Raw genomic sequence first — 1,717 nt, 5'->3', positions numbered from 1 at the left:
GGCCGACGAAGCCTCGACAAGGCGAGCGCGGCCGTCCGGTCCGTCGAGGCCAGAATGCTGGCCGGCCTGACCGAGACCGAGCAGTCAGACGCGTTCCGGATCCTGCAGAGGATGGTCCATTCCCTGCACGGTGACAACGAGGGCGCATAGCTCGTTCCGCGGCCGACGTCTCGTCACACTCGGACAGGAGTGCAGCCGAGCCTGAAATCGGTATCGGCGACCCCGAAACCCGACAGACCGCGACCACACCCTCTGCCAGACCATCCGGCCATGCAGAAAATCTGGGCGGACCAAGGGCTTCGCCGACCGCCTTGTGCGGCGGTCAAGCACGATCCTCGGCCGCGAGCTGGAGATCGTGCGCAAGGCCCCGGACCGGCGCGGATTCCAGGTCCAGCCCAGGAGATGGACGATCGAGGCCCCTTCTCGTCGCTCACCGCCCACCGCCGCCTCGCGCGTGACCACGAGTCCAGCCCGGCCCGCTCCGAGACCATGATCCGCTGGGCGATGATCGGCATCATGGTCCGCCGCCTCACCCGTGGCCGGCCGGCGATGCGTCCGGGCCCGCGCTTGGTCCGGCGAGACGTTCCGCAGATGCGCCGGCCTTCCCTTCCACGGAACACGTCCTGCGTCGGTGCTCTATCGAGCCAGGAACCGTTCAATCTTCTGTTGCAGGTCAGGCGGCAGGTTGTTCGACTTCGAGATGATCATGCGAAACTCTCGGCCGAGCTCGGAGTGCTCGGTCCAGACCGCTGGGTCCCTGGTGAGGACCGCGGACAGCAGATCACCTTCGTACATGTGCCCTTCTGCCATCGGGTCGTCCCGCAGCACCTCCAGCGCCAGCGGCAGGAGGTAGGGCAGCCCTATGTCCTGCCCGATCAACAGGCGCATGTCCTCGACGGTCAGCTCGCCGATCGGCCGACGCCGCAGTGCGTGTGCAGTAACGACGAGGCGGGTGGCATCGGCCGATGGGGCCGACCAGCGGTCGCGTTCAAGCTCTTCAAGAGAGCAGTCACGATTCAAAGGGCGCGTCACCGCCCGATCATCCTACGATGAGTTCACACACGCGACCTTGGGGATGGTTTTCTCCCTTTGTTTCATCCCGATATATGCTAGTTAAGTGGCTTTGCCGGGTCACGCCAGGAGATGGCGTTCTCGCCGGCCAACTCCCAGCGGGCATCGGACAGATCGCTTGGACAAGGAAGTCGACTGGGCACGCCTCCGGCGTACCGCCGCTCAACGAGTGCACCCAGGCGCGCAGCAATGACGACCGAAGCACGCAGCCCGGGAAACCGGGCATCCCGGGATGAGACAGCAACGAGCAGCACTCGGCCCCAACAGTCACACCTCAGGACTCATCGACCCCAGCCACACCGACTGCCTCTTTCGCATCGCATCCTCCCCCTTCGGGAATCCATCCATAAACAGGCAAGGCAGATGAAAACGACACCTCAGCAAGCCAGGTTGAGTGTCACTTACCCATGCAGCAGTCCCCCATACGAACGCGAGCTCGCAAGACGCGCCCGCCATCGGCTCGCAGTGCTGCGCCACGATTGACGGCGCGAGCGGTCCAGCCCCCGCCCTGGTGGTCCGGTGCGGCCGCCCCACGGTCGCCCGGCCGTGTCCCGCCGCGGGCCCGTGGGGCCGGCTTGTGCCGGGGCAGGTCGATCTGGGGCGGCGGTTCAGCTCAGGGCGCGTGCGCTGGTGAGCCCCGGTCAGC

At 66.3% G+C, this 1,717-nt stretch carries 1 protein-coding gene and 1 pseudogene; one reads left to right on the top strand and one right to left on the bottom strand.

Annotation, left to right across the window (positions count from 1 at the left end; all coding sequences use genetic code 11):
• Positions 1-150 (top strand): annotated as a pseudogene (locus ABT300_RS43850) (MarR family transcriptional regulator); the annotation flags it as partial.
• Between the two features lie 486 nt (positions 151-636).
• Here ABT300_RS43850 and ABT300_RS43840 read toward each other — a convergent pair.
• Positions 637-1,032, bottom strand: a complete 396-nt coding sequence (locus ABT300_RS43840) for a contact-dependent growth inhibition system immunity protein (protein ID WP_351688721.1) — start codon at positions 1,030-1,032, stop codon at positions 637-639.
• Positions 1,033-1,717 lie beyond the last annotated feature (685 nt).

The organism is Streptomyces sp. NPDC001027, assembly GCF_040299045.1.
In the GTDB taxonomy this organism is placed as follows: Bacteria; Actinomycetota; Actinomycetes; order Streptomycetales; family Streptomycetaceae; genus Streptomyces.
This window is presented reverse-complemented; position numbering and strand designations above follow the sequence as displayed.